This window comes from Kallipyga gabonensis, assembly GCF_001286805.1.
Classification (GTDB): Bacteria; Bacillota; Clostridia; order Tissierellales; family Peptoniphilaceae; genus Kallipyga; species Kallipyga gabonensis.
The window spans coordinates 181,517-207,655 of sequence record NZ_CXYV01000002.1 but is presented as its reverse complement, the minus strand read 5'-3'; the positions used below and the strand labels follow the sequence as shown (position 1 = coordinate 207,655).

The following is a 26,139-nucleotide window of genomic DNA, read 5'->3' as shown; positions in this document are numbered from 1 at the left end:
TCGCTTTTGTCATGCTGTTTACCTTTGCCGCTTGTGGCAAAGATGGAGACAAGCCGTCATCGGAAAGCACTCCGGCTGAAAGTTCACAAACCAGCGAATCCACTTCGAAAGAACCTGAACCGACAGCGGAGAACCCGGTCAAGGGAAAGAAGGTGGCCTACATCATGCAACTCCCGTCCGCCACAATTTTCCAGATGTGGAAAGACTCTTGTGCAAAATTGACTGCCGCCTTGGGTGTGGATTTTGAATTCTTCTTCTGCGACGGAGACTTCAACAAATGGCAAGATACCATCCGTACCTGTGCTTCCGCCGGTTACGATGGTCTACTGGTCAGCCACGGCAACCAGGATGGTTCCTATGTGTTCTTGAAGGAAATCAAGGAACAGTATCCCGATTTAAAGATTGTCACCTTCGATACCCAGTTCTACACCGACGGCGAATACAAGAAGTTGGACGGCGTTACCCAGTTATTCCAGCAGGATAAGTCCCTGGTCACCGTTCTTCTTGACCAGATGATTAAGGATAAAGAAGCCCGTAAAGAAGAAGGCCCTGTTCGCTTAATCAAGGTTTGGAGAGGCCCCAATTTCAACAGCCCCTTCGACCGCAGAGAAGTTGGTTGGAAAGAATATGAAGATGCCGGCAAGATTAAGACCGTCGGTGAAGTACAGCCTCTCCAGGACACCATGGACTCCGCCAACACCGTTACGGCTGCTTACTTGCAGAGCATTAAGAGAGAAGATGTTGATGGCATCATCGCTTACTATGACCTCTATGGCCAGGGCGTCTACAAAGCCATCTCTGAAAATGCAGCAATGAGCGGAGATAACCCCCTGCCCATGGCTTCTGTCGATATTGACCCTGTTGACATCACCAACATGCACACTCGCCCTGACATCTGGACCGCAGCCGGAACTACCGACTGGACCCTGAACGGCGAAATCGGTATGCGTCTCCTTCTCCTGGAAATTGCCGGCGAATATGACAAGATCTATGATCCGGCCACCCAGAAGTCCGGTGTTGACGTTGTCGAAATCCCCGGAACAGCTATCTTAGCCAGCAACCTCAAACCCGAATCCACGATTGAAAACCTGGGAGAAATTGCGGGTGAAACCTATGGTAACCTGGACTATCTCTCTGAGACATCTTGGATGCCAAAAGATTTGATTCACAAATAAGCTTTTACGAAGATTGCGTGACGAAAATCTGACATTGTCTGGAGGAGAGAGTGAAAACTCTCTCCTTTTCAAAATAGGGATTAGGGTGAAAATATGGAAAAAATGACAATACAAGCCAAGAATATTTCAATCACCTTCCCGGGCGTCAAAGCCCTGGATCAGGTGGATCTTACCATCTATTCAGGAGAGATCGCAGCCATCGTTGGAGCCAACGGAGCCGGAAAATCAACCTTGATGAAAGTTCTTTCCGGGGCTAACCCCAAGTATGAGGGCGAGGTACTTCTGAATGGCCAGGTTGTAGAACTTCGCAGCCCCCAGACGGCTCAACAACATGGCATTCAGACCGTCTACCAGGAAGTGGACACCGCCCTGGTTCCCACCCTTTCCGTTGCAGAAAACATCATGCTGAACGATATGGTTTTAGAGGGTGGAGTCAAGGTCAAGTGGTCTCGAATCGAAGAAGAGGCTCGAAAGGCCCTCAAGCGGCTGAATATGGACTCCATCAATGTGAAGGCCCAGGCTCAATCCTTAACCCTGGCACAAAAGCAGATGGTCCTCATTGCCCGAGCCATCCGGGAAAACTGCAATTTCCTCATCCTGGATGAGCCGACAGCCCCGCTCAGCAACAATGAGACCCGGGAGCTCTTCAATGTGATGAGAAAGCTCAAGGAAGAATCCGATCTGGGCATTATCTTCATTAGCCACAGGTTGAACGAAGTCCTGGAAATCTGCGAAAAATATACGGTAATGAGGAATGGGAAGATTGTCGATACGAAAGAGATTACGCCCGCTACCACTTCCTCAGAAATCGTAGAGAAGATGTTGGGGCGGAGCTTATCCGATACCTACCAGAAGACCAAGGTCCCCATCGGGGATGTCATCTTTGAAACGAAGAATCTTTCCTCCGAAGCCGGACGTTTGGAGGGGATTAACCTCACCGTCCATGCCGGAGAAATAGTGGGCATCGCTGGTTTGGTGGGTGCAGGAAAGTCGGAGCTCTGCAAAACTATTTTCGGTGCCTATCCCAGTGAAAGCGAAGGAAATAGTCTGGGTGGCCAGGAAATCAAGGTCCACTCTCCTTCCCAAGCCGTAAAGGCAGGGATCGGTCTGGTACCGGAGGAGCGGCGGAAAGAGGGCGTCCTGGTCCACGAATCCGTTTCCTTCAACCTGGCAGCGGCCACCTTGGGAAAACTTTGTTCTATGTCCTTTATCAATAAGGATCGGGTGAAAAAGAACGCAGATTCCTTTGTTGAGGCCCTGGGCATTAAAACCCCCTCCATTCGGCAGAAAGTCGCTAACCTTTCCGGTGGTAACCAACAAAAAGTTGCCGTTGGAAAATGGCTGGCTGCAGATTCCCTCCTCTACATTTTTGATGAACCCACAAAAGGGGTGGATGTCGGGGCAAAGCGGGATATTTTTAAGCTGATTAATAACATCGCTGCCAATGGAAAAGGTGTCATCTACGCTTCCAGTGAAAATGAAGAATTGCTCTCTCTGGCTGATCGAATTTATGTCATGTACAGCGGAAAAATCGTCGCTGAGCTGGTGGCCGCAGAGACCTCAGATGAAGAAATCATGTACTATTCGGTCGGTGGACCCAATAAGAATCGGGAGGAAATCGCATGAATGATAATGTCATTAAGGAAAAGAAGTCCACAAAATCCAATGATTTTTTACATACCCTCATCAACTGGGCAGCCCTCTTAGCCCTTATCCTCAGCTTCCTTCTTTTCTCACTCTTACGAGGGCCATCCTTCCTCTCCGGCGATAACATGATCAATATTTTGAGGGCTATGTCCATCAACACCGTTTTCGGTATTGCACTCACGATCACCATGGCCCCGGACGGTTTTGATATGTCGGCCTGCACCCTGGCCTCCTGCTCGGCTTATGTCTTTGTCTCTGCCTACCTCTGGTTCGGCTTAAGCCTGGCCATGTCCATCATCGTTTGCCTGGTCGTCACCCTGATTATGTACCAGCTGACCATGTTCATGATTCTGGTCTGCAAGATTCCGGATATGTTGGCCACCGTTGCCCTGATGTTTGTCCACCAGGGACTGGGCCAATGGTACATCGGCGGCGGCGCCGTCTCCACCGGAATGAAAACCTCCTGGGGAGCGGCCCCCGCCCGCGTCATGCTTGAGGATTCTTTCTCCGCCTTGGGACGGGCTCCCATCATCATCATTATCATGTTCGCCTGCGTCATTGCCGCCCATGTTTTCTTAAACTACACCAAACAGGGTCGCTACCTCTACGCCATTGGTGGGAACAAGCAGGCTGCCCAATTATCCGGCATCAATGTGAAAAAGTACCGCTACATGGCAGGGATGATCACCGCTGTCTTTATCGCCATCGGGGCCATCCTCGTTGCTTCCCGGTCCAGCTCGGCCCAGGTTATGGGGGCGGATAACTACTTCATGCCTTCGCTGGCTGCCGTCTTCGTTGGGAAAACCGTGGGCGGAATTGAAAAACCCAACGCCTTAGGTACTATGCTGGGTGCAGCTCTGGTATCCACCTTGGAAAACGGCTTGACCATTATGGCTGTTCCCTTCTATGTCCTACCCGCAGTTAAGGGTGCAGTTCTTGCTCTTGCTTTGATCGCTTCTTACTCGCTCAAAGAAGAAACCTACAATTAATCGTAAAAATCGGCACTTCAATAGGAAGGGGAATTAATGATGACTGATTTTTCCAAATATTTTTTAATGATTGATGAATCCGATCCGGTGAAGACCGAGAAGATCGTCATCGAATACGTTCTTTATAAGACTGAGGGGACAGGCGAAAACCAGATCCCTTGGGACAGGGAATCCATGAAGGCGGTGATCCCCAAGGAACACGGGAACCTCAACCACGTCTGCCGGGTCTTCGATGATAAAGGCCACAGCATCTATATTAAGCAGGCTGGGGACACCCTCCGGATTTCCGAAGATATGACCGCCACCTTGGACCGGAACCGTCAGGAATCCGAAATCCTCCAGATCGAAGAGTCCCTTGCCCCCGGCTATGTTCCTCATGTCTATTTTTATGACACGGTCATGAGTGCCAACGGAATGGAAGACTGCACAGACTATAAAGTCATGCGGAACGCCATGCTGGACCATGATATTTATGAAGGTTTTGATGAGGAAATTGCAGAATTTATGGCAAGAACCCTCCTTCTTTCCAGCGACCTGGTCATGGACCACAGAGAAAAGAAGGAGTGGACCCGCCGGTTTATCACACCGGACCTCTGCGATATTACGGAAAAGTTAGTCCTTATGGAACCCTATCTGGGAGCGGATCGGAACAATATCTTTGCGCCCAACCGGGAATTTGTCGAGAAATACCTCTATGGCGATCCCCAGCTCCACAAGGAAGTGGCTAAGCTTAAATTTAACTTCATGACCAATGCTCAAGCCCTCTTGCATGGAGATCTTCATACAGGGTCTATCTTCATCAAGCCCGGATCCATCAAAGTCTTTGACTGCGAATTCGGGACCTATGCGCCCATGGGTTATGATACCGGCAACCTCTATGCCAACCTGGTCTTTGCCTACTGCAATGGACGGGCTTACGGCAAAAATGAATTCTGTGACTGGATCAAGCGGACCATCGCTTCCGCCTTCGACCTCTTTGCGAAAAAGTTCATCGACCTCTATGAAAAGGAAGTTACCGAACCCATGGCCCGGGTGGAAGGCTTCCAGGATTGGTACCTGGCTTCCATCCTCAGGGATACCGCCGGCTATGCCGGGACCGAACTCCACCGCCGGACGGTAGGCATGGCCAATGTCACCGACCTGACCACCATCGAAGATGAACCTTCCCGGATGATTGCGGAACGAACCTGCATACTCCTTGGCATCGATCTGATTAAACATGCAGACTCTTTCGTGGATGGAAGATCCTATGTTGATGCCCTGGAGAGAGCGGAAAAAGAGGCCCTTGCATCCGTGAATTGATCCTTTTTATCAAGAAAGTGGAGGTGTTCATTATGAAAAAAGAATTACAGGGATTTTTTGACCGGGTGATCTCGGTTAAACTCCCTGAGAATAGAGAGTATGTCGACATCATTGACCAAACCCTGCTTCCCAATGAAGAAAAGCGGATTGCCCTCCGCACCCGAGAGGAAATTTGGGAGGCCATCAAAAAGCTCCGCGTGAGAGGGGCTCCGGCTATTGGGGTTTGTGCCGCTTACGGTATGGCTGTCCTGGCCAACCGGTATTCCGCCGAGACCTATGAGGACTTTTCAAAGGCTTTCATGGCAGACAAGGACTACCTGGCTTCCTCCCGTCCCACGGCCGTCAACCTCTTCTGGGCCCTGGACCGGATGGGGAAGGTGGTGGAGAAGAATTCCTCCTTGCCCTTGGACCAGCTCAAGGACCGTCTCTTCGACGAGGCCAAGGCCATCCAAGAAGAAGACATCCAGATCAGCCGGAACATCGGGGAGATCGGCTTCAAGCTCATGAAAGAACTGAAAAAATCCGGTCAGCCCCTGGGGATTGAAACCCACTGCAATGCGGGAACCCTGGCTACGGCCATGTACGGGACAGCCACTGCCCCCATGTACACCGCCCTGGATAAGGGGTGGAAGCCTGAAGATATGCATGTCTACTGCGATGAAACCCGTCCTCTCCTTCAGGGTGGGCGTCTGACTGCCTATGAAATGAACAAATCCGGCATTCCTACGACCGTGGAGTGCGACAGCATGTGCTCTATCCTCATGCAATCCGGCAAGATCCAAATCATCTTTGTCGGCTGTGACCGGGTGGCCCGGAATGGAGATGCCGCCAACAAGATCGGAACGTCCACCCTGGCCATTGTGGCTAAGCACTACAACATTCCCTTTTACATTTGTGCGCCCTCCTCAACCATCGACCCGGAAGCCAAGGATATTCATGACATTCCCATCGAGTTCCGTGACCCGGAAGAAATCAAATCCATGTGGTATGAGAAAGCCATGGTTCCCGCTGAGGTGGAAGGCTACAATCCGGCTTTCGATGTCACCACTCATGACCTCATCACCGGAATTATCACAGAGAAGGGACTGGTAACCGGAGATTATGAGAAGGAGTTTCAGCGGTTAGGGATCTTTTAGGATCGCCCATCCTGCCGATCAACGCTTCACAACGTGAGGAGGCAAAACGTGGAAAAACAAAGTGTTCAATACCCCAGCGATGAAGAAGCCAAGGCCTTAATTATCGATATTGGAAAAAGAATCTATGACCGGGGTTTTGTTGCGGCCAATGATGGAAATATCTCTTGTCGTGTGTCGAAAAATGAGATATGGGTGACGGCAACCAATGTCAGCAAGGGCTTCATGACGGAAAAGAACCTGGTCAAAATGTCCATTGATGGCAAGATTCTTGAAGGAGAAGAAAAACCCTCCAGCGAGACCAAGATGCACCTCCGAGTCTACCGGGAGTCGGAGGATCTGAACGGGGTGGTTCATACCCACCCCATGCATGCCACAGCTTTTGCCTGTGCGGGCTTGTCTTTAGACAGTCGCTTTCTCCCGGAAGGCATCGTCCAGCTGGGCAAGGTTCCCTGCATCCCCTTTGCCATGCCGGGAACCGAAGATGTGGCCAATTCCATCGTTCCTTATATTAATAAGTATAACGCGGTCCTCCTGGGCAACCATGGGGCCCTGACCTGGGGCGATTCCCTGGTCCAGGCCTGGATGCGGATGGAGACTGTGGAATATCTGGCCCATATCACCGTCATCAATAAGTACATCTTGAAAAAGTACAATGATTTCACGGATGAGGAGATCGACATCCTTCTCGGAGCCCGGTCTTCCTTCGGGATCCGCGGGGGGAGCCGGCCTTCCTAAGCCTATCTCTTCATCTCACCATTTAAGGAGACACTATGCTGCGAGGAATCCCATCAACCATTTCTTCCGACCTCCTGAAGGCCATGGCGGACATGGGGCATGGGGACCTGATCGTGGTCGCCGACCACTTCTATCCCCCCTATTCAAAAAGTCCCAATGCCCGCTCCATCCAAGCCAAGGGCATGAACTGCGCCACCCTCATCGGTGACATGCTCAAGCTCTTCCCCCTGGATGCTGACTTCAGCGAATACCCTGTCCTCTGCATGGTTCCCGACGGGGCCGGCAAGGAAGCCCTTACGGACCAAACCGCCGCCCTGGACGTCATGGAAAAAGTCCTTGAAAACGGCTACTCCAAATTCTCAGTCGGTGCCATCGAGCGTTCCAAGTTCTACGATTTAGCGGCCACAGCCTTTGCTACCGTATGTACCAGCGAGCAAGAGCCCTATGGCTGCTTTATCCTAAAAAAAGGTGTAAATTAGTTTCATTTCATTATGATTTATAGCCTCATGGAAAAGATCCATGAGGCTATAAATCCCTCCTATTTTTTTCTGTTTTTTATCTTTTTTTTATCTGCCTGAAAAATCAAGGGCATCTTTTCTCCATCATTCCCAGGATCTGGACAGATGAAATCCCCTTACTTATACTTTAGATAAGTTGGATTTCATGAGGAGTAAGGAGGATTTTTTTATGTGGGATATTACGGCCCTTGGTGAGTTATTGATCGATATGGCACCGATTTCAGTGAATGATGAGGAAGACCAGCCGGTTTCCGCCTATCTGCCAAAACCGGGGGGCGCTCCGGCCAATTGCATTGCCCAATTAGCCAAACTCGGGAGAAAGGTGGCCATGATCGGTTGCGTGGGCCATGATGTCTTTGGGCAGAGAATCCTTGATGCATTAAGAAACGTGGATATTGACGTTTCCTGCGTTCAGGTGGACACGGAGATTCCGACCACCCTGGCCTTTGTCTCCCTTAATGAGGAGGGTGACCGGGAGTTCACTTTTTACCGAAAACCGGGAGCCGATCTTCGGGTGAAATGGAATCGTGAAGCGGAAAAGCTGATCAAAGATTCTTACATTTTCCACCTGGGGACACTTTCCCTCGTAGATGAACCCTCCATTACGACGACCATGAAGGCTCTGGAGTGTGCTAAAGAATCCGGAAAGCTAATTTCCTTTGATCCCAACTTTCGCCTTAACCTTTGGCCCTCCTTCCAGGCACTGAGAAAAGCTACCGCCTCCGTCTTACCTTATGCCCATGTGGTAAAAATCAGCGGCGATGAATTACGAGCCTTTTGCCATCCTGATCAAGTCCAAGACCTGGTTAATGCAAAGGGAAAGAGGGAATACTCCCTGCCGGATGTCCAACCGGAGGAGGATGAGGTAAAGGAAGATATTGGTCGCCTGTTTAAGGACTATCCCCAATTAAAGATCCTGGCGGTCACTTTCGGGGCTAAAGGGTCCATTTTGGCCATGAAGGACCGGAAGGTTTTTATCCCCGCCTATTCCATTCGCGCGGTGGACACCACAGGAAGTGGGGATGCCTTCATGGGCGCCCTTCTGTCCGGCCTTCTGGAGAGTAAGCTGGAGGGCAAGATTGGGGTGGATGGGATTTTCTGGGATGACCTCGCCCTTGAAGAGATGGGAAGATTCGCCAATGCATGTGGAGCCTACGCTGCTTTACGCTATGGGGCCATTCCCTCCCTGGGAGAAAAGGACAAGATGGAAGAATTTATCTATAGTTTTCAAGATAAATAATATCTTTTGATAAAAGAACTCCCGGCTAGAAGGGCCTTGCCTTCCCCGCCGGGAGTTCTTTTATTAGTGATTATCGTTTGGAAGAGTAAAGGGATTAATGATTCAGTGCATCGGGGTATTTCCCATCGCGTACAGCTTTGCATACCGATAGGTTGACATCACAGTAGGGGATGAGGGTGGCCTGGTAGGCATGGTAGAGGTCAGGTTTGCCCGGCCAAACGGTCCCGACCACCTCATTATTATTGTTGAGTTGGTGGAACCAGGATCCATGGTCATGGTCCAGGACTTTTTCGTCAAGGTAGGCAAGGAATTCGGCAAAGGAATCCGCATAATAGGCCTGGTTGGTCACTCGGTAGAGAACGGCGGCGGTGTTGATGGCTTCGGCAAGGACCCAGTGCATCCGGTAGGAGACGATGGGCTTTCCTGACCAATCCGTGGTATAGACAAACCCGGGAGCCCCATCAGCAAACCAGGCATCTTCTTTCGCTCGGTGGAAGAGCTTTTGACTGGCCTCCAGAAAATGGTGGAAGTCAGGATCATCCTCATCGAAAGTGGAAGAGGCCCATTGGAGGATCAGTCTTGCCCACTCAAGTCCGTGGCCGGGTGTGGCCCCGTAGGGCTTAAAGGGGTCGGCAGGCCGGTCTTCATTGTAGTCCAGAAGGGGATCCCATTGGTCATTATAGTGTTCCGGGATCCGCCACTCATTGCCGGCTGCCAGGTCCACCACACGGCGGATTATCCTTCCGGCACGCTGGCGGTAGACTTCCTTCCCGCTGGCATCCGCTGCATTTAATAGGGCCTCCACCGTATGCATGTTGGCATTTAAGCCCCGGTAGGAATCCTTCTGTGAGAAGGAAGTATCCCAGGTATCACAGGTCATTCCATCCTTCTCATCCCAGAAATAGCGGTCAAAAACGGAAAGGGCCTTGTCAAAGAACTCTTTCCCCTCTTCATCCCCGGCCATCAGACAATCGGAGGCAGCGAGAATGACGAAGGCATGTGAGTAACAGAGTTTTCCCTCTTTGGGCTTTCCGTCAGGTAGGAGGCCGTCAAACCATCCTCCGTTTTTCTCATCGTGCAAGGCGGAGATCAGTCCCTTTTTGGCTCCATCCGCCTGCTTTTTCCATTCCTGCCTATACATCATGGCCCCCATGTGATAGACGTGGCACATGCGGGCCGTTTCGTAGGTGTTTCTCGGGAAATCAGGCCAGGGACGGCCGTCATCCCCCAAATAATAGGCAGTTCCGTCGGGCGAGATGACATCCTTACCGAATGCCAGTAGCTTTTTTCGGATTTCATTCAAAAAACGGATATTCTCAGGGGTGTCGATTTGGTATTTTTTATCCATAATAAAATCTCCTATGATGCTTTTCCATGAGCATTTCGATTATTCCGGTTAAGAATTGAAGCGGAGAGACCAGGTCCTGTAGTGGACTTGTCCCGGGGGAAGGGAGGTGAGGTCCTCCTGTTTTTCAAAATCTTCCACAATTCCTTGCCTGGAAGGTAGTGCGGACCAGGGCTCCAGGCAGAGATAGGGCGCCTTGGTATGTGGTTTATGCCAAAATCCCCAATAGGGGAAATCGGGTGCAAGAAGAGTAACCGAACAGGTTCCTTTCTTACTTCGCAGGGTCACGCTTTTCGGTGTATTTTTTAGAACGATAGCATCGTCATCGAAAAGGTCATGTCGCAAGGGAAGACTGGAGTTTTTCAGAGGGAAGGGGAGGTCATGTCCGGTGATGAAGCAGTCTTCGGAAAATTCAACACGCTTCATCTGATCCGAGGAAAAGTCCAATTGGTAGTCTTCAAAGGTCAACCCATCTTCCAAAGGAAGGTTGATGCCGGGGTGGCCACCGATGGCGAAGTACATGGTCTTTTGGTCCTTATTGCTGACGGAATATTCAACATGAAGGGATTTCCCCTCCAGGCGATAGCTGATGGAGAAAAGAAAATGGAAGGGATACATTTGATAGAGGGAGTCATTGTCTTCTAAATTGAAGGTGATGGCATCTTCCGATTGATGGCTTACTTGAAAGCTTGAAGTTGGTGCAAAGCCATGTATGGGCATCTGATACTTTTTTCCCTGATAGGTGTAGGTTCCCTCAGTCAGGCGAGCGATATACGGAAAGAGCTGGGGAGCTCGTCCGGACCAAAACTCCGGATCGCCTTGCCAAAGAAACTCTTTTCCATGGGCATCTTTTATTGACATAAGTTCAGCTCCTCGTTGAGAAATCGAAACAGAGAGCAGACCATTTGAGACACGGTAAACCATATATTCATTCTCCTCGCATTTAGATTGACATCAATTAACTCCATGATAAACTGAAATAAGCATTAGTTAAAGCGTTTTCTTTGTGACATTACGTTCTCGTAAATTTTACAAAAAGGATTTTCAAAAAACATTTTAAGAAGATAGGTTGAATAGATATGCTGACACTCGGACTGGACATTGGTACAACCAGTATTTCTGCCGTTGTTTGTGAAGGCTACGACGTGGTTGCTTCAAAGACGATCGACAATGATTCAAGACTCTCGGGGGAGAAATGGGAAAGCCTTCAAGATGCCGAGAAGATCGTTGAAAAATCTTTCGTAACGATTCATTCGCTATGCAGTGAATATCCTGAAGTTGCGAAGATCGGCATCACCGGACAGATGCATGGAATTGTTTATTTGGATGATCAGGGGAATCCCGTCAGTCCCCTGATCAATTGGAAAGATGGACGAGGTGACCTTCTGATCAATGAAAAGGAAAGTTGGGCACAAGACCTGTCCAAACGAACGGGTTACCGGCTATCCACAGGTTACGGGGCCCTTACCCATTATGTAAATAGAAAGAAGGGATGGATTCCTCAAGGGGCCAAGGTCTTCTGTACCATTGGGGATTATTTGGCCATGAAACTGGCCGGAAGAAAGACCCCGATCATCCACCCAACCAATGCGGCCAGTCTGGGCTTATTTGACCTGCAACAGAGGTCCTTTGATAGGTTGGCCCTCAAGAAGGCAGGACTTTCCCCAGACCTTTTCCCGGAAGTCTCGGAAGAGGGACTCCTGGGCAGGACGGAAAAAGGAATCAGAGTTCACCAGGCCATCGGGGACAACCAGGCCAGTTTCCTTGGTGCCAGTGAAGGAGCAAAGGATTCCCTCCTCATTAACGTAGGCACAGGAAGCCAGATTTCGATCTACAGTCCCGATTACATGGAGATTCCCGGCCTGGAAACCCGCCCCTATGTGGATGGAGAATGGCTCCTGGTGGGTGCAGCCCTATCCGGGGGATTAAGCTTTGCTCTTTTGGAGAGCTTCTTCCGTCAAACCGTGAAGATGGTCACAGGGGAAGAAAGAACTTGCTATGGCCCTATGATGAAGGCCATGGAAGAAATGTCCCCCCGGTCTTCGGAAGACGTGCCGATCATTACTCCTTTATTTTATGGGACAAGACAGGATCCGACACTGGCGGCATCCATCACCGGTCTCCGACCCGATAATTTTACGCCTCAAGGCTTTATTCTTGGCATGATGAAGGGAATGAGTCATGAGCTATATCAGATGTTTGAGGGGTATTTGGCCCAAAGTACAAGACGACCTCTGCATTTTATTGGATCAGGGAATGGTCTTCGGCAAAATCCCTATCTCGTTCAAATCATTGAAGAGGAGTTTGGAAGGCCTCTACATCTTTCCAACCGGACAGAAGAGGCGGCCTGCGGAGCAGCCCTGTATGCTTGTCAAATTGCCGGCCAGGTGGATTGACAGGAATTGTTAATAAATGCTAGTATTAGTGACATATAGAAAGGTTTGCCTGCATTTTATTATTCTTAGTTTTCAGGAACGGAAGGTGAAGACAAATGGGTGAGATCATCGTCTCAATGGAAGGAATTACCAAGAGCTTTCCCGGCGTCAAGGCATTGGATAAGGTCCACTTTGAGCTTCGGAGTGGAGAAGTCATGGCCCTCCTGGGCGAAAATGGTGCCGGGAAATCCACTCTTGTTAAAATTCTTAGCGGTGTTTATACAAGGGATGAAGGAACAGTAGAGATCTTTGGAAAGCAGTATGGGGATCTGAACACAAAATTAGCTCAGGAAATTGGTATCGCCATTATCCACCAGGAACTCAATATGTGTCCACACCTGACCGTGGCTGAAAATATGTTTTTAGGCCGTGAGATTGTGAATGGGTTCATCACGGACTCAAAGAAAATGGAAGCGGAAGCATCAAGGATTCTCAATGAGCTTCAGATTAACATTGATCCAAAAGAGGTCGTGGGCGATCTTGCTGTGTCAAAGCAGCAGATGGTGGAAATTGCCAAGGCTCTCTCCATTAACGCCAGAATTTTGATTATGGATGAACCCACTTCCGCATTAACCGCCAAAGAGATTAATGATCTTTTCCGTATTATCAAGAGGCTTCGTGAAAATGGTTGTGGGATCGTCTATATTTCACACCGGCTAGATGAACTTCAGCATATTGTTGACCGGGTGACCATCATGCGGGATGGTCAATATATCACCTCCTGCAACTTCAAAGACACCTATATGGATGAGATCATTTCCAACATGGTCGGGAGAGAAATTAAAGAAAAGTTTCCAACCATAGAATGTAAAAAGGGAAAGAAAATATTTGAAGTAAAGAACCTGAATGCGGGAAGTATGGTTCAAAATATCAACCTGGAGGCCTATGAAGGCGAAATTGTGGGAATCGCCGGCCTCATGGGAGCCGGGCGGACAGAAACCACCCGGGCGATATTCGGTGCGGATCCCAAGACATCGGGAGAGATTATCCTTGATGGGAAAGAAGTAAAGATTAATCATCCGGGGGATGCCATAAAAGCAGGCGTCGTTCTTGTACCGGAAGATCGCAGGAAAGACGGTCTGTGTACAAAACTCTCGATTCGCGACAACATTGCTTTGCCGAATTTAGACCTGGATAGACTTTGTAATTCATTGGGCGTCATTGATCAGGCCCATGAGGAAGAAATGTGCAAGGACGCCATTGATAGCTTACGGATTAAGGCTTCCAGCCTGGAAATTGATGCGGGCAGCCTGTCCGGCGGAAACCAGCAAAAAATAGTCGTTGGAAAATGGTTGGCGAGAGATTCTCGGGTCGTTATCTTTGATGAACCCACAAGAGGGATCGATGTTGCGGCGAAAATTGAGATTTATAACCTGATGAACCAGTTGAAGGAGCAAGGAAAAGGCGTTATCTTTATTTCTTCTGAAATGCCCGAAGTTCTTGGCATTGCAGACCGAATTATTGTCATGTGTGAGGGACGTATTGTTGGCGAGGTAATGGCCAGGGAAACAACGCAAGAAGAGGTACTGACGCTGGCAACAAGATTTAAGAAAAAACTGGCGGATCAGGCCGTCTAAAGGGAGAAAACTATGAAATCGAAAAAGAAATGGTCTTCAGTGCGGGGCTTGCGGACCGCCTTGCTTGCTTTTGTCGCTTGGGCAGTTTTGATGGTTGTGTTTGGATTTATCGACTCCAATGTTTTTAAGATGACGAACATTCTCAACCTTCTGCGGTCCATGTCAAAATACCTCCTGGTCGGGGTTGGCCAATCCATCATCCTCATTACCGGAAACATTGACCTGTCGATTGGTTCGATTGTCGCCATGTCAGCCATGATTTCCTGCACCCTGATGACCAAGGGGGTCAGCGTTATTGTCGCTATTCTTGTGGCCTTTATTGCCTGCATGGCTTTTGGCTTTATTAACGGCGTTCTCGTTGGAAAATTCAAGGTCCCTCCTTTCATCGCTACCTTAGGCACCATGTTTGCCGGAAGAGGGATTGCCTATATGGTGAACAATAACCGGAATACCGATGCCATCGCATCCGGAATTGGAAAAGAAGCCGGCGAGTCCTTCCAGAACTTCTTCTATTATGGTAAGACCTTGGGGGTTTACAACGCTTTCTGGATTGCCGTGGTCATCTTTCTCGTCGCCTTCTTTATTATGTCAAAAACCCGGACCGGTCGACATATTTATGCTATCGGATCCAATGTGGAAGCGGCTAAGCTTTCCGGTGTGAACGTATTTGCCACCACGACAAAGGCCTACATGATCAGTGCTTTCTGTTCTTTTGTTGTCGGCTTGATCCTGGCCGCCCAGGCGTCCATGGGAAATATGGAAGCAGGGAATACCTATGAAATGTATGCCGTTGCAGCTGGTGTTATCGGTGGCATCTCGCCCCTTGGAGGAACAGGTCTCCTGCTTGGCACCTTTGCCGGCGCAGGTGTTTGGCAAATGCTGGAAAATGGATTGGGAATTATTGGAGCACCGGTAGGTATCCAGAGACTGGTCATTGGCGTTATAGTAACCGCCGCCGTACTGGCGGATATTCTCTTCCGTCAGGGAGGAACTACGAAAAAGAATAGAGACTGAGGATGTTATTGATACAGGAACCATCCTGTAGAGATAAAATAAACGTCAAATAAGGAGGAAAGAATGAAGAAGAAATTACTCGCATTAATGTTGTCATTGGCCATGGTCCTTACCGTTTTAACGGGTTGTGGTCAAAAATCCGGTCAGGAGAGCTCAGAATCTTCAGCTCCCGCTTCTGAAAGCCAGGAAGCCGGTGAATCCTCTGAGGCGGAAGCAGGCAAGGACAAGGATTACAAGATTGCCCTGATCACCATGGACTCCATTGACCAGCACTGGGTCCGTTTGAACGAGGGTGCTCAGGAACAGGCCAAGGAACTTGGAGTCACCGTAACCTACATGGCTCCAAACACGAAGGATGATGCCCAGCAAATTGAGCAGGTCAACAATGCCGTTTCTGCCGGCAACCAGGTGATTATTGTAGCCGCCAATGGCCCCGATGCCATTACCTCCGCATTGAAGGAAGCCGTCGCTGCCGGTGTTAAGGTCATCTATGTTGACTCTGCCGCCAATATGGACGCTGAAGCCACCTTCTCTACTGATAACAAAGCAGCCGGTAAATTGGCCGGTGAAACCATGCTAGAAGAGTTGAAAGCCAACGGAACCACTTCCGGAAAAATCGGGATCATCAGCGTGAACGCCGCCACGGCTTCCACGGTGGAGCGTACCGAAGGATTCTCCTCTGCCTTTGAAGGCACCGACTTTGAAATTCTTCCCATCCAGTATGGTGAAGGCGATGCTGCCAAGTCCCAAGCGATTGCTGAAAACTACATCACCCAGGGTGTTGTCGGCATCTTCGGCGGTAACGAAGGCTCCACTACCGGTGCCGGAAATGCCATCAAAGCAGCCGACTCAAAAGTCGTCGTTGTTGGTTTCGACCAGTCCGATGCTATCATGGGACTCATTGAAGATGGTTACATTCTCGCCACCATGGCCCAGAACCCTGATGTGATGGGTAAAGAAGCGGTGAAAGCGGCTGTCGAAGTCCTGAACGGCACATCCCTGGATGGGAAAGTCGTTGATACCGGTGTTACTGTCTTGAAGAAAAAATAGAAGCGGACGAATAAGTGAATCATCAGATTTGATGTCGCTTATTTAATGAGAAGGAGGAGCAGGAGAATGCTCCTCCTTTTTTGTTGGGGAAATCATTAAATGAATTTTATGGTTGTAAAGAGAATGAAATAAGCTCCGGGTATTGACTTTTACTTAGTCCTATACTTTTGTTTACATTTTCTTGACAAAAATATAATTAATTCTTATTCTATGATTAGTAAAACGTTTTATTCATTCGAGGAGGAGTTATGAGAATCTTGAATTTTGGATCATTAAATATTGATAAAACGTATTCCGTCCCTCATATTGTTCAAGAAGGTGAGACGATCTCTTCTGTTGCTTATCAGGAGTTTGTTGGTGGAAAGGGGCTTAATCAATCCATCGCCATTGCCAGAGCAGGTGGGGAGGTTTGGCATGCAGGTTTAATTGGAGAGGAAGATGGAAGCATTCTTCTACAAGCACTGGAGGATTCGGGTGTCCATACGGAATTTGTAGAAAAACGTCCTATTGCTTCGGGACATACAATTATTCAGGTCGATCAAGAAGGGAGAAATTCTATCATCGTTAGCGGCGGTGCCAATCGGGCTATTGATGAGCCGTTCATTGACAAAGTTCTGTCACATTTTTCAGCAGGTGACTTACTTCTACTGCAAAATGAGGTTTCTTGCTTTTCTACAATTATAGATAAGGCCCATAACAAAGGCTTGATCATTTATCTTAATCCCTCCCCTATGGACAGTGAAGTTTTATCAGCAGACCTAAATATAATTGATTGTTTTTTGATTAATGAAATTGAGGGACAAATTTTGACCGGCGAAAAAGAAAGCACGAAAATCATGGAAGCGATGAGATCAATGTATCCAAAGGCTTCCCTGGTTTTAACCTTAGGTGCAGAAGGTGCTTATTTTCAGAAAGATGATAATCGGTTCTTTTCACCCTCAGTTAAGGTTCATGCCATCGATACAACAGGTGCGGGTGATACCTTTTGTGGGTATTTTATTGCCAGTGTTACCAAAGGAGAGTACATTAAGGAAAGCTTGAGAAAAGCGAGTCGTGCTGCATCCTTAGCCTGTACTATCAAAGGAGCCTCCAACTCCATTCCTATGAGGGAGGATATAGATTGAGAACTACATTAAAAGATGTTGCTAAAGAAGCCGGTGTTTCTGTTGCTACGGTTTCCTTAATCTTAAATAATAAAGCACAACACATTCGGCCTGAGACAATAAGGAGAGTGAATAAGGCCATTAGAAAGCTAAATTATTCACCAAATTCATACGCCCGCTTTTTGCAAAAAGGGAAGACTAATTTACTTGCCCTCCTTGTCCCAGACTTAGGAAATGAATTTTATACGCAGGTCGCTCAGGGAGCTTTGTTGCGTGCCCAAGAAGAAGGTTTTTTATTAACACTGCTCAATTTTTCTCAAGAAAATAATGCTATCAAGGAGTTGCAGATTAACCTTTCCGGGGGACAATTTGCAGGAGCTTTAGTTGTATCTCGTCGTTTCGATACGGTATTAGAAAATCTTGTAGAGACTAGAGACTTTCCAATTGTTCTATTAGATGAATCAATCAATATTGGCCATTCCTATAACCTAGTTACAGGGGACAATAATAAAGGAGGTATAATCGCAGCAAACTACCTTTTGGATTGTGGACATAAATCTTTTTTTTGCATTTTAGGACCTCAAGAGACGCCAAACTCCATTCGACGGCTTTCAGGATTCATTAAAGCCTTAAATTTGAGAGGTTATAGTTTACCAGGTGACCACATATTCTTTGGAGATTATAACCTCCAGGGTGGTTATAAGGCAGGCTGTGAAATATCAAAGTTGCTAGAGAGGGAGGAGGGGCCGTCAGCCATATTTTCCCTGAATGATTTGTCAGCTATTGGATGTATTCGAGCATTAAAGGAATCTGGATACGATGTGCCAACAGATGTTTCAATTATGGGATATGACCACATCTCTATTGCATCCTATCTCCCTATCCAGCTTACAAGTATTGATCAGCAAGCTGCACAAATCGGTGCGAGAGGAATAGATACTCTTGTTAAAAAAATTAAAGGGATTGAACCTGTTGATAAGATTCTTGTTGAGCCCATACTTTTTGAAGGGGAGAGCGTAGTAAATTATAATCGTCTCCCAGAAAAGTAATGAAAAGAAAAAAATAAAAGCTTTCAAAAAAAAACGATTGCATTTCACTTCACGATTATATATAATTGATTTATCAACGAAAGGTTTTTATCAATTAAGTTAAACGTTTTAATAATTTGGAAAGGAGGAAAGTATGGGAGAGTTTGAACCAATACTTCAATCTCAATATAGACCCTTAGCACCATATGTAGATCTTGAACCAGATTTTTTTAGTAACTTTGATCCTAAGAAAAGAAAGGAAATTGTCAATAGGGAAGAAAATTTTTATCATGAACTAACAAAGCCATATTCCTTGGAGGACAAGGTAGATCAAGAGATGCTTAAGTTCAAATCTTTTGATACTACGGATATCAACGTTAAATTCTATTGCCCAAAGGATTGTCCCGATGTATCACCTGCAGTAATTTTTATTCATGGAGGTGGATTTATCACATGTAGTCCTGAGACACACAATTATGTTCCGGAGTATCTAGCTGCGAAAGCTCGTGTACGTTGCTTTAATATTGATTACCGGCTTGCTCCAGAATATCCTTTTCCAACGGGACTTGAAGATTGTTATGCGGTCATTCTTGAAATTCTAAAGGATTCTAAGAAGTTTAATATCGATGAGAATCGGATTGTTCTTTGTGGAGATAGCAGTGGTGGGAATTTTGTTGCAGCGCTTACACTTATGGCAAGGGATAGGAAGGAATTTTCTGTGTTCAAGCAGGTTCTTATTTATCCTGTGACAGACCTATCGAATACGATCCCTTCAAAGTCAGCGAAATTCTTTGCACCTGATTCGTCTGATAACAGGATGCCTCCTTATAAAGAATGGTATCTACCAGATCCAAAAGAAGCAAGGAACATTTATGTTTCTCCAGTTCTAGCAAAGAATTTTAAGGATCTTCCGCCAGCTCTATTTATTCAGGCAGGATGTGATCTCCTTCTGGATGATGGGTTGATTTATGCGAACTGCTTGAAAAATGATGGCGTTGACGTAGATGTAAAGGTTTATGAAGGAATGCCTCACGCATTTATTCTAAGAACCTATGATGAAACATTTGAGGCTTTGGATAAAATAGTGGAATTCGTGAAGCAATTTGAATGCAGAGGAAATACGAAAGGATGAATATCATGTTAAAAAAGATCATTGCTGGCCTACTCTCTCTATGCTTAGTTTTTGGCTTAGCTGCTTGTAGTTCCAAACCTGCAGATACGAACAGTGGGGAATCTGGAAAAGAAAGCACAGAAACAACGAGTAGCTCTACAGAAAATAATGGGAAGGACATGAAGAGAATCGGTTTGGCTATGCATAACCAAACAGCAGACTGGGCCGTCCAGTTTGCTGACACTTTCAAGAAAGAGGCTAAAGAAAGAGGTTATGAAGTTGTAATGACCGATGCCAACTCAGTGGCGGCAGACCAAGTTTCACAGATGGAAGACCTTGTGGCTCAAAACATTGGTGGTTTAGTGGTTTTGCCAGCAGACTATACAGCTTTAGGACAAGCCCTAAAAGCAGCCAGCGAAGCTGGTGTGAAGATTGTTAATGCTGACTCTCAGGTTGATGAGAAAGATCAGAAATTAGTGGACGTTTTTGTAACAGCTGATAGTTTTCAGGGCGGGTATGTAGTTGGTGAATATCTATCAGAAAAACTTCCTAAAGATGCCCAAGTTGGAGAAATTAACTACTCTCAGCTTTCTGTTATTGCTGATCGTTTCTTAGGCATGGAAAAAGCTTTTAAGGACAAGGGAAGAGAAGATGTTACCTTCGTCTCCAAAGATGCCACGGACCTAAATGCAATTGCAGCTTATGCTGAAGATATGCTGATTGCAAACCCCAACATGAATGCCATGGTTTGCCTCAATGATAGCTCTGCTCTTACTGCGTTTGGAGCTGCAAAACAACTCAAGAAAACCGATCTCATGGTTTTCGGTTTCGATGGTTCGCCAGCTTCTAAACAGTCGATCTCAGCAGGAGAAATGTCTGGAACAGTGGTTTATTCGCCAGTAAAATTGGCTGAGGCATCCCTGGAGGCAGTGATTGGACTGTTAGAGGGGAAAGATGTTCAAAAGGATACCAAGGTTGATATGGAGTTGATTAATAGCGAGAATCTTAAAGATTACGATATTGACTCCTGGAATTAATTTTATGGCGGGCCGCCTTTACAGGCGGCCCTTTCATTCATAAGGATATGACATGGCTAATAATCTTCTAAAGATGACGAATATTCACAAACGCTTCCCTGGAGTCTATGCCCTGCAGGGCGTTGATTTATCTCTAGATAAGGGTCAGGTTTTAGCTATTGTAGGTGAAAATGGTGCAGGAAAATCTACACTGATGAACGTTTTAGGTGGAATCTATCATCAAAATGATGGAGAGATATATTTTGAAGGCCAAAAGCTAGATCTGAAAAATTCTAATGATGCAAAAGAAATAGGTATTAGCATTATCCATCAAGAACTAGTGCTTGTACCCTATATGACGGTTGCAGAGAATATTTTTTTAAATCGTGAACCTTTAAAGGGAAGAGTTGTTGATTTTAATAAGATGTATCAGGACGCTCAGAAGTTCATCGATTCTTTTAATGTAAATATTGATGCACATGCTATTCTAGATACATTGACAATTGCTGACCAGCAATTAGTTGAAATCATCAAAGCTATCTCTTTTAATTCAAAAGTAATTGTCATGGATGAACCCACCTCATCCCTATCTGGCTCTGAGATAGAGAATCTTTTCGATGCGATTCGATTGCTGAAGAAGCGAGGAATAGGCATTATTTATATTTCCCATAGACTTTCAGAATTGCAAGAAATTGCTGATAAAATTATGGTCTTGCGAGATGGAAAAACAGTGGGACATTTTGATTTTGAAGAAATTGAAATGGACGAGATCGTCCAATTAATGGTTGGACGTAAGGTGGTAAATTACTACTCACGCGATTTTTGTCAAAGTGGAAAAGTACTCTTAGAAGTTCAGGATCTCTCATCAAATCGTGTGAAGGATGTCACCTTTAAATTACATGCAGGAGAAATTTTAGGTGTTTCGGGATTAGTTGGTTCTGGAAGGACAGAAATGATCCATGCATTACTTGGTTTTGATCGGCTGAACTCGGGGACTATTTACTTTGAAGGAAATAATATTCATTTTCATAAACCTGAAGAAGCCTATCAGCATGGAATCGCATATGTGCCAGAGGACCGGAGGGGAGAAGGTATTTTTCCCCAAAAAAGCAGCCAATTTAACTTGACCCTTAATATTTTGCAAAAGTTTATCTCGGGAGTAAAGGTAAGAGCTACAAAGGAAGATCAGATTTTTGATCACTATAAAGAATCCCTATCTATTAACTTACCAAGCCGAGAAACAATGATCCAAAATCTTTCTGGAGGAAATCAACAGAAAGTAGTCATTGGCCGATGGCTAGCTACAGAGCCTAAGGTTTTAATCTTGGATGAGCCTACAAGAGGCATAGATGTTGGGGCTAAGGCTGAAATATATGAAATTATGAATGAGTTAGCAAAACAAGGTCTAGGCATTATTATGATTTCTTCGGACATCATGGAAATACTAAATATGAGCGATCGGGTCTTAGTAATGAGGGAGGGTTCAATGTCCGCATTGCTTGAAAAGGAAGAAATCTCACAAGAAAATATTATGAAGAATTCATTGGAAATTCGGTAGGTGGTCAAATGCAAACATTTATGATGGGTGTTAAGAAAAGCGTTCGGAAATATGCAGGTCAGCTAGGTATACTGGTTTTGTTGCTCCTTGTATTATCACTAACCTCTTCTACGTTCAGAAGCTTTACCAATATTATCAATGTAACTCGCCAAGTATCAATCAATATGATTGTAGCATGTGGTATGACTATGGTCCTTATTATTGGAGGGATTGATCTAACAGTTGGCTCAACAATGGCCTTATCAGGTATGCTTTCAGGTTGGCTAACGATTAATGGGTGCCCCTTCTTAGTCTCTCTACTTGTAGGCCTCGTTAGTGGAGTTATGATTGGAATGATTAATGGTGCTGTATTAGCAAAGACAACCTTACCTCCATTTATTGTCACATATTCTACATCGAGTATTATTCGTGGATTAGTTTATGTTATTTTTGGATCGGCTACTATCCGATTGATAGATGAAGACTATCTGAATTTTGGAGGTGGATCCATTGGTTTTTTACCCCTCCCAGTTATCTATATGATTGCCATTATAGTGATCAGTATCTTGCTCGTCAATTATAGTAAGATGGGGAGACACATGTATGCCATTGGTGGAAATATGAAAGCTGCTTTTTTCTCTGGAATTAATACTTCAAAGGTTATTTTCCTAACTTATACTTTATCAGGCTTTTTTGCAGCTTTAGCTGGTATGGTTTTAACAAGTCGAAATAGTTCTCTTCAGCCTGCCGTTGGGAACGGAGCTGAAATGGATGCGATAGCTGCTGTCGTTTTGGGAGGAACATCCATGGCTGGTGGTAGAGGATCTATTGGAGGAACGGTTCTGGGCGCCTTCATTATAGGTCTCATCAGCAATGGTCTTAATATGCTGGCTATTGATAGCTTCTACCAATTGGTAGTCAAGGGAATCATTATTCTTATTGCTGTTTATGCGGATTATCTGAAGAATAAAAAGATGTCATCTGCAAAGTAGGAAAGAGTGTATCTATGAAAAAAACGAATTTGCTCAATTCAGAGATTTCGTTTGCTATTGCAAAGATGGGTCATACTGATCAATTGACAATCTGCGACTGTGGATTACCTATTGCTGAATCTAACCATCGAATTGACTTAGCCGTTACCAAGGGGATCCCTCCTTTTCTGGACGTTTTAGATACTGTTCTGACTGAGCTAGAAGTTCAGAAAATATATTTGGCAAGGGAGATAGAGAAAGAATCTCCTGACCTTATGAAGGCGGTGATAAAAAGATTTCCAGAGACTCCTGTTGTATTTATTAATCATGAGGACTTGAAGGATAGGGTGAAATTTTCTAAAGCGGTCATAAGAACCGGTGAATGCACGTCTTATGCAAATATCATTTTGGAATCTGGCGTAGTTTTCTAAATGACAAAGTTATTTTTTCAAATTAATTTATTTTTTAACTTCAATGGTAAGAATTAAAGACTAAAAAAGATGAGTTTCTAACTCATCTTTTTTAGTGCTAAAATGACAAGAAGAAGTCATTTTATCTTTTTATAACCTACCCATCGAGGCCCGCCATGGTTGAATCCCAAAAATTCCTATCCTTCCTCAAAGACTACATGTCCATCTATTCCCTTTCCGGGACATCTGCGGAGAGGGAGGTTCCTCCCTTTCTTTTCGCTTGCCTAAGGTCCTGGCCTTACTTTCAGGCCCATCCTGACCGGCTGGGAACCTATGAGATTCCAAAGGATCCCCTGAAACGCGAGGTCTTCTGGGCTCTGGTAAAGGGAGAAGGGGAGAGGACAGTCATTCTCCTCCACCACTACGATGTCATTTCTACCGATAATTTTGGGGCCCTTCAGGATATGGCCTTTCGCCCGGAGGACCTGGCCCGGGCCTTGGACAAGGAGGACCTGACTCAGGAGGTCCGAAAGGATTTGGAATCGGGGGATTATCTTTTCGGACGCGGGGGCTGCGATATGAAGGCCGGCGGGACCATCCAGCTGGCCTGCCTGGAGAAATTTTCGAAGATGGAGGATTTCACAGGCAATGTCCTCCTCCTGGCCGTACCGGATGAGGAGAACCTGTCGGCCGGCATGCGGTCGGCCCCCGACCTCCTTCTGGACCTGAAAGGCCGATTTAGCCTGGACTACAAGCTCCTGATCAACTCGGAGCCTCATGGGCGGAAATACCCCAAGCGACCCACCATCTACTTGGGCTCCTGTGGCAAGCTCCTTTTCTTTGTCTACGCTAAATCGGTGGTGGTCCATATGGGGGAGAACCAAAAGGGGGTGTCCGGCCTGGGAATCATGAGTCGAATTTTGGCCAAGACCGACCAGAACCGGGCCATGACGGAGGAGGATCGGGGGGAAGTGACTCCACCTCCGGTTTGGGTCTACCTCCGGGATACCAAGGATCGCTATGATGTTTCCATGCCTCCCGGAGCCTTTGCCGCCATGAACCTCATCACCTTCAAAAATGACATCCGAGTCTGGAAGGATCGGATGGAGGGGGTCATTCAGGAAGCCATAGAAGAACAATTGGGGGACAACCTTAATCATTTTGACTATAGGGTCCGGTCTTTAGATGAGTTAGCTGTGGACCGGGATCTCCAGGAAAAGTGGGAGAAGGAGGTGGCGGCCGGCCGGATGAACTATTTGGAGGCAACCTATCATCTGATTAAGGATCTATTGGATAAAGATAATTTTCATGGTCCCCAGGTGGTCTACGGCCTTATCCCACCCATGTACCCCTCGGTTATCTCGGATGAAGAGACGGAGGAGTTGGTGGAGGACCTCTTCTGCTATGCCAAGGAAAAATGGGGGCTGGATATGGAGAGCCAGCCCTACTTCACGGGGATTTCCGACCTCTCCTACACAAGAAGCCAAATTTCCTCGGAGGATCGGGAAGCGGTCGAGAAGATGATGGCCTTTTATGGAACTCCCTATGAGGTCCCCTTTGAGGGAATGGAAGCTCTGGAAATCCCCGCCATCATGTTGGGGCCTTGGGGCAAGGACCTCCACCTCAAGACGGAAAGGGTCTATATCATGGATTTGCTGGAAGTCACGCCGGATTTGGTCACCCATCTGGTATTTCGGGTCCTTCAGGAAAAGGAAGGGGCAGAAAATCCGGAAATGCCGTATAATAAATAAGATGTGTTCAAAAGGCCATCTCATCGGATGGCTTTTTTCGTTTGTTGTTCCCTAAAAAATGGTTAGGAGCCCTTATGGAAAATATCCTCTTTTCCCTTCGCGTTGTCTTTCCTTTTCTGCTGTATATGACCCTAGGCCTTGTTTCCCGCCGCTTCATCCGAGTGGAGGACCTATCCGGAATCCTTAACCAGGTCGTCTTCAAGCTCATCCTCCCCGTCCATCTCTTTTTAACCACGGCAAAGACCCAGGTGGATATTGGAAGCCTATCCGGGCTTTATCTTTTTGTTTTTATCGCTATCCTCCTCATCTTTCTGGTCTTTTGGTTCTACTATGACCGGAAGGACCTCCCCCGAAAGCAGAAGGGAGTCCTGATCCAAGCGTCATACCGGTCCAATTACATCCTTTTCGGGGCCCCTTTGGGGGCGGCCCTCCTGGGCGAGGACAATGCGGGGATCGTGGTTCTTTTGATTCCTGTCGTCATTCCCTTGTTCAACCTCCTGTCCATTTTTGCCCTCTCCTATTACGGGTCGGATGACCATGAGGGACTCAAGGGGGTCCTGGTTAAGATTGCCAAAAACCCCCTGATCCTGGGCATTTTAGCGGGTTTCCTTTGGAAGCTTACCGGATTGGACCTGCCTGACATCCTGGTCCAGCCCCTGCAGAGGGTAGGATCCATGGCTACGCCCATGGCCCTGATCGGTCTGGGCCACGCCTTCTCCTTCTCCGCCTCCAAGGCCTATTCTCACCAGCTGGTGAGGTCGGTCTTCATCCGCCTCCTCTTGGTTCCCTTCTTGACCCTGGGGGCAGCCACCCTCCTGGGCATCCATGGGGGAGGCATTGTGGCCCTCCTGGCCGTCTTTGCCTCGCCGGTGGCCATCTCTTCTTATGCTATGGCTGAGGCCATGGACAACGACGGAAAGCTGGCGGGGCAAATCCTGGTCTACACCACCCTTTTCTCCTCTCTATCCCTCTTTTTTATCATCTTCGTTCTGAAGAGTCTCACCCTGATTTGAGTCTGTATTTTTCCTGTTCTTCCTGAGGCCGGCCGG

At 46.9% G+C, this 26,139-nt stretch carries 23 protein-coding genes; 21 read left to right on the top strand and 2 right to left on the bottom strand.

All coding sequences use genetic code 11. The features are described from left to right. The first annotated feature begins 11 nt into the window (after nucleotides 1–11). The 8 genes from BN2373_RS02385 (at nucleotide 12) to BN2373_RS02350 (ending at nucleotide 8,742) form a co-directional block, all read left to right on the top strand. Nucleotides 12–1,175, top strand: a complete 1,164-nt coding sequence (locus BN2373_RS02385; protein ID WP_238379640.1) for a substrate-binding domain-containing protein — start codon at nucleotides 12–14, stop codon at nucleotides 1,173–1,175. Nucleotides 1,176–1,268: 93 nt separating this feature from the next. Further along, complete coding sequence (locus BN2373_RS02380; protein ID WP_053942585.1) at nucleotides 1,269–2,801, top strand: sugar ABC transporter ATP-binding protein; 1,533 nt, start codon at nucleotides 1,269–1,271, stop codon at nucleotides 2,799–2,801. Next, nucleotides 2,798–3,811, top strand: a complete 1,014-nt coding sequence (locus BN2373_RS02375) for an ABC transporter permease (protein ID WP_082337975.1) — start codon at nucleotides 2,798–2,800, stop codon at nucleotides 3,809–3,811. Before BN2373_RS02380 ends, BN2373_RS02375 begins: the two co-directional genes overlap by 4 nt. Before the next feature lie 39 nt (nucleotides 3,812–3,850). Next, nucleotides 3,851–5,113: an S-methyl-5-thioribose kinase gene (mtnK, locus tag BN2373_RS02370; RefSeq protein ID WP_053943473.1), complete on the top strand. Its 1,263-nt coding sequence runs from the start codon at nucleotides 3,851–3,853 to the stop codon at nucleotides 5,111–5,113. Between the two features lie 32 nt (nucleotides 5,114–5,145). Further along, complete coding sequence (gene mtnA, locus BN2373_RS02365; protein WP_053943472.1) at nucleotides 5,146–6,249, top strand: S-methyl-5-thioribose-1-phosphate isomerase; 1,104 nt, start codon at nucleotides 5,146–5,148, stop codon at nucleotides 6,247–6,249. A 48-nt stretch (nucleotides 6,250–6,297) separates the two neighbouring features. Beyond that, nucleotides 6,298–6,984 (top strand): class II aldolase/adducin family protein, encoded by a 687-nt coding sequence (locus BN2373_RS02360; protein WP_053942584.1) that lies wholly within the window; start codon nucleotides 6,298–6,300, stop codon nucleotides 6,982–6,984. Nucleotides 6,985–7,019: 35 nt separating this feature from the next. Further along, nucleotides 7,020–7,463: an RbsD/FucU family protein gene (locus tag BN2373_RS02355; RefSeq protein ID WP_053942583.1), complete on the top strand. Its 444-nt coding sequence runs from the start codon at nucleotides 7,020–7,022 to the stop codon at nucleotides 7,461–7,463. A 208-nt stretch (nucleotides 7,464–7,671) separates the two neighbouring features. Further along, nucleotides 7,672–8,742, top strand: a complete 1,071-nt coding sequence (locus tag BN2373_RS02350) for a carbohydrate kinase family protein (RefSeq protein WP_053942582.1) — start codon at nucleotides 7,672–7,674, stop codon at nucleotides 8,740–8,742. Nucleotides 8,743–8,836: 94 nt separating this feature from the next. On the opposite strand, the gene BN2373_RS02345 is transcribed toward BN2373_RS02350, so the two are convergent. Together BN2373_RS02345 and BN2373_RS02340 are read right to left on the bottom strand one after the other, a co-directional pair. Further along, nucleotides 8,837–10,090, bottom strand: a complete 1,254-nt coding sequence (locus BN2373_RS02345) for an AGE family epimerase/isomerase (protein WP_053942581.1) — start codon at nucleotides 10,088–10,090, stop codon at nucleotides 8,837–8,839. Between the two features lie 48 nt (nucleotides 10,091–10,138). Further along, entirely contained in the window at nucleotides 10,139–11,011 is an 873-nt protein-coding gene (locus BN2373_RS02340) for an aldose 1-epimerase family protein (protein WP_053942580.1), read from the bottom strand. Between the two features lie 155 nt (nucleotides 11,012–11,166). Between BN2373_RS02340 and BN2373_RS02335 the strand changes: the two genes are divergently transcribed. The 13 genes from BN2373_RS02335 to BN2373_RS02275 all read left to right on the top strand — a co-directional run bounded on the left by BN2373_RS02335 (nucleotide 11,167) and on the right by BN2373_RS02275 (nucleotide 26,103). Continuing rightward, entirely contained in the window at nucleotides 11,167–12,483 is a 1,317-nt protein-coding gene (locus tag BN2373_RS02335) for a sedoheptulokinase (RefSeq protein ID WP_053942579.1), read from the top strand. A gap of 95 nt (nucleotides 12,484–12,578) precedes the next feature. Beyond that, the gene (locus tag BN2373_RS02330; RefSeq protein ID WP_053942578.1) at nucleotides 12,579–14,099 is read left to right on the top strand and encodes a sugar ABC transporter ATP-binding protein; all 1,521 of its coding nucleotides are present in this window, start codon (nucleotides 12,579–12,581) and stop codon (nucleotides 14,097–14,099) included. 12 nt (nucleotides 14,100–14,111) lie between these two features. After that, a complete protein-coding gene (locus BN2373_RS02325; RefSeq protein WP_053942577.1) occupies nucleotides 14,112–15,113 on the top strand; it encodes an ABC transporter permease in 1,002 nt (333 codons plus the stop codon). Between the two features lie 63 nt (nucleotides 15,114–15,176). Continuing rightward, entirely contained in the window at nucleotides 15,177–16,163 is a 987-nt protein-coding gene (locus tag BN2373_RS02320; protein WP_074017943.1) for a substrate-binding domain-containing protein, read from the top strand. Between the two features lie 248 nt (nucleotides 16,164–16,411). Next, nucleotides 16,412–17,287 carry a ribokinase gene (locus BN2373_RS02315; RefSeq protein ID WP_053942576.1) on the top strand — a complete coding sequence of 292 codons (876 nt, stop codon included), beginning with the start codon at nucleotides 16,412–16,414 and terminating at the stop codon, nucleotides 17,285–17,287. Continuing rightward, nucleotides 17,284–18,315 (top strand): LacI family DNA-binding transcriptional regulator, encoded by a 1,032-nt coding sequence (locus BN2373_RS02310; protein WP_053942575.1) that lies wholly within the window; start codon nucleotides 17,284–17,286, stop codon nucleotides 18,313–18,315. The genes BN2373_RS02315 and BN2373_RS02310 overlap by 4 nt, the downstream gene beginning before the upstream one ends. Nucleotides 18,316–18,448: 133 nt before the next feature. Further along, entirely contained in the window at nucleotides 18,449–19,426 is a 978-nt protein-coding gene (locus tag BN2373_RS02305) for an alpha/beta hydrolase (protein WP_053942574.1), read from the top strand. Nucleotides 19,427–19,431: 5 nt separating this feature from the next. Beyond that, nucleotides 19,432–20,442, top strand: coding sequence for a sugar ABC transporter substrate-binding protein (locus tag BN2373_RS02300; RefSeq protein WP_162200044.1), 1,011 nt, complete (start codon nucleotides 19,432–19,434; stop codon nucleotides 20,440–20,442). 52 nt (nucleotides 20,443–20,494) lie between these two features. Then, complete coding sequence (locus BN2373_RS02295) at nucleotides 20,495–21,979, top strand: sugar ABC transporter ATP-binding protein (RefSeq protein ID WP_053942572.1); 1,485 nt, start codon at nucleotides 20,495–20,497, stop codon at nucleotides 21,977–21,979. Between the two features lie 8 nt (nucleotides 21,980–21,987). After that, on the top strand, nucleotides 21,988–22,950 hold the full coding sequence (locus tag BN2373_RS02290) for an ABC transporter permease (RefSeq protein ID WP_238379614.1): 963 nt from the start codon (nucleotides 21,988–21,990) through the stop codon (nucleotides 22,948–22,950). A 14-nt stretch (nucleotides 22,951–22,964) separates the two neighbouring features. Further along, nucleotides 22,965–23,360 (top strand): D-ribose pyranase, encoded by a 396-nt coding sequence (gene rbsD / locus BN2373_RS02285; protein WP_053942571.1) that lies wholly within the window; start codon nucleotides 22,965–22,967, stop codon nucleotides 23,358–23,360. A 155-nt stretch (nucleotides 23,361–23,515) separates the two neighbouring features. Then, nucleotides 23,516–25,090 carry a M20/M25/M40 family metallo-hydrolase gene (locus BN2373_RS02280; protein ID WP_053942570.1) on the top strand — a complete coding sequence of 525 codons (1,575 nt, stop codon included), beginning with the start codon at nucleotides 23,516–23,518 and terminating at the stop codon, nucleotides 25,088–25,090. 74 nt (nucleotides 25,091–25,164) lie between these two features. Continuing rightward, the gene (locus BN2373_RS02275; RefSeq protein WP_053942569.1) at nucleotides 25,165–26,103 is read left to right on the top strand and encodes an AEC family transporter; all 939 of its coding nucleotides are present in this window, start codon (nucleotides 25,165–25,167) and stop codon (nucleotides 26,101–26,103) included. Nucleotides 26,104–26,139 lie beyond the last annotated feature (36 nt).